Annotated in this window: 7 protein-coding genes; 1 reads left to right on the top strand and 6 read right to left on the bottom strand. The window is 39.4% G+C overall.

Annotation, left to right across the window (positions count from 1 at the left end; genetic code table 11):
• The 6 genes from NTU69_05245 to NTU69_05220 form a co-directional block, all read right to left on the bottom strand.
• The coding region (locus tag NTU69_05245; GenBank protein ID MCX5802926.1) for an ATPase, T2SS/T4P/T4SS family at positions 1-941 on the bottom strand (941 nt) is incomplete at its 3' end.
• A 29-nt stretch (positions 942-970) separates the two neighbouring features.
• Entirely contained in the window at positions 971-2,596 is a 1,626-nt protein-coding gene (gene mshL, locus NTU69_05240; protein MCX5802925.1) for a pilus (MSHA type) biogenesis protein MshL, read from the bottom strand.
• The gene (locus NTU69_05235) at positions 2,578-2,907 is read right to left on the bottom strand and encodes a hypothetical protein (GenBank protein ID MCX5802924.1); all 330 of its coding nucleotides are present in this window, start codon (positions 2,905-2,907) and stop codon (positions 2,578-2,580) included. The genes mshL and NTU69_05235 overlap by 19 nt, the downstream gene beginning before the upstream one ends.
• A 107-nt stretch (positions 2,908-3,014) precedes the next feature.
• The gene (locus tag NTU69_05230; GenBank protein ID MCX5802923.1) at positions 3,015-3,617 is read right to left on the bottom strand and encodes a hypothetical protein; all 603 of its coding nucleotides are present in this window, start codon (positions 3,615-3,617) and stop codon (positions 3,015-3,017) included.
• The gene (locus NTU69_05225) at positions 3,605-3,850 is read right to left on the bottom strand and encodes a hypothetical protein (GenBank protein ID MCX5802922.1); all 246 of its coding nucleotides are present in this window, start codon (positions 3,848-3,850) and stop codon (positions 3,605-3,607) included. The genes NTU69_05230 and NTU69_05225 overlap by 13 nt, the downstream gene beginning before the upstream one ends.
• A 44-nt stretch (positions 3,851-3,894) precedes the next feature.
• Positions 3,895-4,881: a hypothetical protein gene (locus NTU69_05220; protein ID MCX5802921.1), complete on the bottom strand. Its 987-nt coding sequence runs from the start codon at positions 4,879-4,881 to the stop codon at positions 3,895-3,897.
• Between the two features lie 230 nt (positions 4,882-5,111).
• Between NTU69_05220 and NTU69_05215 the strand changes: the two genes are divergently transcribed.
• On the top strand, positions 5,112-5,401 hold a 290-nt coding region (locus NTU69_05215; GenBank protein MCX5802920.1), incomplete at its 3' end, for a hypothetical protein.

Here is a 5,401-nt window from a genome sequence, read left to right as displayed (position 1 = left end):
CTACCTGTGGGACCGGCGATAAGGATAATCCCGTAAGGCTTTTGAAATAAATCTTTTACCTTTTCTGTACCTGCACTATCAAATCCAAGCTTATCTATACTCAGCAGATACCCGGTTCCTGCGAGTATCCTCATTACAACATTCTCGCCGTATATAGTTGGGACTGTAGATACACGGATGTCGTAAAACTTATCCAGAAAAGGGAAGGTAAATGAACCATCCTGCGGTAACCTTGTCTCTGCGATATCAATCTGGGACATAATCTTAATTCTCGATACCACCCCACCATGGGTTAATTTTTGAAAAGAATATCGATGCTGCAGTACCCCGTCAATCCTGTAAAAAACATTGGTTACATCAGATGATGGATTAATGTGGACATCAGTTGCCTTTTCCCTGATACCACTCATAATTATCAATTCTGTGAGTGATGCTATCTGGGTCCCCGTTACAGTCCCTGTTTTACCCATTTCCTTTATGATACTATCCATACGCTCCTGAATAGGGTTTTCAAGGAAATAGTAACTACTTTCCAGGGCATCATGAAAACTATCAGGGTCTACAAGAAAGACCTTTGGATAATCCTTTGTAATGTTTACAACTTTGTCAACTGCTCCAATGTTACTCGGATTAGTTACACCTATGTTCATCTTCCCATTTTCAATCTCAATTGGTATAAATTCTTCCCTTTCAGCAATATCCTTCGGTATCATTTTTAGTGCATCTTCAGAGATAGGGTATTCACTGAGGTCTATAAACTCTATTTTAAACTGTTCTGCAAGTGTCTGGCCAAGTTCTTTTGATGTGATAAACCCCAACCGGACAAAAATGTCTCCAAGCAGTTCACCGGTAACCTTTTGGTGCACTAAAGAGATCTTAAGTTGATTATCACTGATCAACCCCTTTGTCTTAAGTATATCTCCCAGCCTGAAGGTAGACATAATCCCGATTCCTTTAGTTTTATCTTACTTCACAATAATAATGGTTGCAAAGCTATTACAAGTTCTGTCTTGATCTCTGTTTTATCCCTGCTTTTGAACAGGTATCCTATAAGAGGCACATTCCCAAGGAATGGTACCTGACTGTCTGTAAGCTTCTCCGACTTTTTGATAAGTCCACCAATCACAACTGTTTGACCCTCTCTGACCTTCACGGTTGTACTCAACTCTCTCAGGTCAACTGTGGGGAGTTTTATTTCTACTTGATTTCCTACTGCCCCAATATTTTTTGAATCAAAGCTGACCCGCTCCGCAATTATCGGCGTTATCGTGAGAGAGATTTCTCCCTGTTCATTTATATAAGGTACTATCCCTATGGTAATCCCTGAAAGAACGCTCCCTGTGTCAACAGTGAAGGTGGTGATTGGCGGTGTACCCTGCGAGGTTGTGGTTTCTACCTTTCTTATGTAGCTTTCATTCCTTCCAACAATGAGGAGGGCTGTTTGCCCATTCATCATGTTAATTCTTGGATTAGAGAGTATCCGTAACTCCCCCTGTTGTTCTAATGCATTCATAACAAAATTCAAATCTGCCCGCCTGCCCCCAAAGCTCGGCGCACCTGTTATAGTAAAAACAGGACCCCCTGTGGTTATAGGAGCCACTGTATTAAAACCACTCGTACCATAAGTGAACGAACTCGTCGTTCTCGTATCTGTCAGGTTAAGGTTTCTCTGTACTAAAGTCCAATCAATGCCAAACTGGAATCCTTCTGAAAGGGTTACCTCTATGACCTTTGCCTCGATCAGGACCTGTCTGCCCATGACCTTTTTTAATGTATTTACATATTGTTCAACCCTCTCAAGATTTCTTCTGGATGCCACTACCATTATAGTGCCTGTTACCCTGTTTACTGTAAAGTATTCTCCACCAATGCTTTCCCCACCTGCCTGGCCACCTGCTCCTCCACCTGTCTGACCAAGAATACTCCCAAGTGATTTTTCAACAGCCTGCCAGAAGTTAAAGGCTGCCTCATCGGCTTTTAAGGTTTGTGTTATATTGCCCTTTATACCTGTACTTCCTCCGCCGCCTCCACCACCGCCTCCGCCACCACCTGTCTGCGTGAGGTCACCGGTTACCCCTCCAAATATATCTCCACCAACCTCCACATTATAGTTCTGAATTACTGAAGGGAAACCAAGTTCAAATATCCTTGTATCAACGGCCTTGACCAAAAGCATGTTATTCTTTGCCGTGTAAAAATAATTTACAGACGAGAGGATTGTGTGCAATGCATCATCTGCAGTAACATTTTTTAAGGTGATTGTTACAGGAGTTTCAGGAGTAACCCCCTTTTCCATAACAAGGTTGAGGCTCGTTGCATCAGCAATTACATGGAGCACATCTCTTAAAGGGGTATTTCTTGCAACTATATCAACTATTCGTGTTTTTAAAGGGGAAATATCCTCAGTGGCAGGTGCAAACTCAGGGATCTTCAGTTCTGGAGGTTTTACTTCCTCTACCTTTGGCTGCTTTAACTCTTTCGGGATCTGGACCTCTCTCTTTAAACCTGTAGAGGCACAGGAACCTAACATAAAAATACAGATGAGGCCACTGAAGGCTAAAAACAGCCTTTTTATAGTTAATTTATCTTTAGCCACTGTTCACCCTCCTTATTTTTGATTAATACCCCTCCCTTTTCTATCTTTGCGACCTTACCAAGATTAATAGAATCTCCCTCCCTGACAACCACATTATTTATTATGGCAATCTTCTTTCCACCCTTTATCAGGATAAATGAAACATTTTGTTCTTCGGCTTTGGCAGCAGGAGCAATTTCGGAAAGCAGGACATCTGGATAGCCCTCCTTGGAAGGAAATGTAACATCGATTGGACTTCTAAGGGCAGTCGCCGTAAATGGTTGCCGCTCTGCAATTTTAACCTTTTCATAGGAGAAATGTAAAATACTCATTTCCCCTGGGGAAAGGGATAGTTTAAATTTCACGAAGGATAGGCCGATAAGAATGACGGTTATTATTATAATTGAAGATACGATAAGTGTGATAAATTTCCTATACATTATAGCTTACCACGCGCTCTTTGACCCATAGTCTCTGTTGTTTGTGAACCTGTCTTAGGGAATTTAAGGACACCTGCAATCTCAAACGTTGTGAGGGATTTAGCCTGTACATCACTTTTTGATATCTTTATTCCATTAATAACAAAAAAAGGGAATTTTAAAGATTGTAAATAGCCAACCTGGTTCACCATAGTCGTATAATCCCTCAATGGCCCTTTTATATTTACCGGTAATTGGATTTCATTTCCTTTATCCTCAATGTTAGTAACAGTCACATAGGCCTTATCCATCCTGGACTTTAAATCGTCAAGGGTTATGAGGATAAATTCCTCGGGTGAATGGGCATCAAGGTTTGCTGGTAACAACATCTTTATAGTCTTTATTGATTCGTCAACGTCCTTGATTGCACTCTTTATCTTTAAATATCTTATATTAAATTCCAGCAGCCTGTCGTATGTTTCATAAAGAGAGTTGGTATATTTTTTAATCATAATCGCACATGATATTACCAGTGTGAAAATAATCCCCGAAACTATATAATAAACAAACAATTTTTTGAGCTTTTTATATACCTCTGGCAAATAGGTCATCATATTTTCCATTTTACTTCGATAGAAAAATCTTTACTAATCAAATCAACCTTTTGTGAAGATACCTCCATGCCGTCTGTTTTCTTTATATTACTAAGCAATTTCTGGAAGTTTAACTGTAACTCAGTGTAAGTCCTCGCAACAACAATTCCTTTTATTTGAACAATCAGCGCTTGCCTATCATTTTTAACTTCTATGTCTTTTATGCGGATGTTTTCTACTTGCAGGGATTGAAGGGCGATCAATGCCTTCTGTATATCCTGAGTAGCATTCTCAGTATTGAGATAATTTAGTAATGGAGTAAATTTCTGGAGTTCTCTACCCCCTGCCTTCCGATTAATGCATCTTTCAAGGGCGCAATATTCTTTTTAATCGAATACACCTCATAAAACCGAAGCATCATATAACCCAAACCTAAAACAGAGGAAAGTAAAAAAACTCCGATGCAAAGTAATAGTATAGTTTTTTGCACAAGGAAACCCCGGTAAGTCTTTGGAAGTAAGCTTTCCCTGTGAAATTTTTTCGCTACTAAGAGTGCTGATATCGGGAGGACAAAATCCTGTTTGACTTCTTCTGCTGCTACTATATTTGGTGGATATTCAATAAACGCTAACGGTACTGTGAGGCCCTCGACTGCTTTATGGTCTTTCTCAAAAGGACTGATCAAAAGAGCTTTTGATGGGTTCTCCCTCAATGTCTGACGAGACTGTACAACCCTGATAAAAAAAAGTTTTCCTTCCCTGATTAAAAATAAGGATTTCGTGCTACTCGAGTCCAGAATGCATAGCACTGTTTTATCATCTGATTCGCCCGACGATTGGATTAATTGAGACAGGGCAAAGACATCAGAATATAACCTGCTAACATTTTTTCCATATCTGGTAAACCTCTCAATGAGGAGATTCAATTCACTATTATCTACGGCAAAAACAAATGTTTCTTTTACCATCTTCCCCTCATATAATCGTTCTCTGAGGACTGCATAAAAGAAGGTAAAATTCTTTAGCTCAGGGGCGTTTTTTCTTATTCCTGATTCAACCAGGGTTTTAAGATACTTTTCACCTGCAGGTGGAAGCAACAAAACATCCTGATAGAAGGTTTTAAAGTTATTTACGACTATAAAATCGGGAGTTTTTTCTCTTGTTAGAAAGTCATCAAATTCTTCATCTTTTAAGGTGAGGGTGCGTGTAACTACCAGATCCCCATGGGTTAATGTCCCATACGCTACCTTTACCAACCCATCTTCAAAACTAACTGCTATCTGGGTGCTTGCCAATTACCCTCCAAGGAAATTATTCCTATTTTACATTATTCATCAGGAATTTAAAACACTAAATATTTCGATTCAATTGAATATTGCAACTAAGCACTTGACAAATCCCCAGGACATGAAATAATTATAGGTAACTTTATGCCTCCAGTATTGATATTCGTCACATACTTTTTAGATTTAAGTGATAAAATAAATAAAAGACAGTTATGAAAACAAATTCTTATAACAGAGGAATGACGCTAGTGGAAATCGCGATAGTATTGGTCATTATTGGAATAGTTATTGGCCTCGGTACAGCTTTGGTCGGACCATTGACAAAAAGAATGAAAATCAACGATACAAAAGAAATAATAAATGGTGATGTTGAATCTGTCATCAGTTTTGCTGCAACGAACAGGCGTCTCCCCACTGTTGCGCAATTCCCTAACAATGTGAGAAACCCAAATGATGCATGGACGAAGCCTTTATACTACATTGTGGACACCAACCTTACGTTAACAACAGTAACTTCTGACCCTATATG

The organism is Pseudomonadota bacterium (assembly GCA_026388215.1).
In the GTDB taxonomy this organism is placed as follows: Bacteria; Desulfobacterota; Syntrophorhabdia; order Syntrophorhabdales; family Syntrophorhabdaceae; genus JAPLKF01.
Note: the sequence above shows the minus strand (reverse complement) of the source record. Positions and strands in the feature narration are given on the sequence as shown.